Below are 538 nucleotides of genomic sequence, written 5' to 3'. Positions count from 1 at the left end.
TCCCAGTCGGTGGTGACCTCGATGTGCACGTCGAAGCGGGACGCGAGGGCCTCGGTGAGGATGGCGCCGTGCACGCCGGGGTTGTGGCCGGCGATGACGTAGAACCCGTCGACGGCCTCGACGCGTTCGTTGCGGTAGCCGGGGATGGTGATGACCCGCCGTCCGTCCATGGCCGGGTACAGCACGGCGAGGACCTTCGGGGGGATGAGGGTGGCGTCGTCGATGAGCAGCGCCCGACCTTCCCGCATCGCCTGCACGAGGGGGCCGTAGACGAACTCGTAGCCGCCGTCGGGGAGGGGGATGAAGTTGCCGAGGAAGTCCTCGACGACGGTGTCGCCGGTGCCGGCGACGGTGAGCAGGTCAGGGAAGGCGGCTTCGACGAGGGCGGTCTTGCCGGTGCCGGGTGGCCCGTAGAGCAGCACGGGGATGCGCTTGTCGCGTAGCCGGCGCAGCACGTCGACGTCGGTGGCGCCGGCGAGCTTGCGGGGGAAGTACAGGTCCCCGTTCGGGCGGGGCACCGGCTGCCGCCGTCCAGCCC

At 71.2% G+C, this 538-nt stretch carries 1 protein-coding gene; it reads right to left on the bottom strand.

Translation table 11 applies throughout. The annotated features are described in order from the left end of the window. The coding region (locus DKT69_RS00025; protein WP_146230934.1) for an AAA family ATPase at positions 1-538 on the bottom strand (538 nt) is incomplete at both ends.

It is taken from the genome of Micromonospora sicca, from assembly GCF_003172935.1.
Classification (GTDB): domain Bacteria; phylum Actinomycetota; class Actinomycetes; order Mycobacteriales; family Micromonosporaceae; genus Micromonospora; species Micromonospora sicca.
Note: the sequence above shows the minus strand (reverse complement) of the source record. Positions and strands in the feature narration are given on the sequence as shown.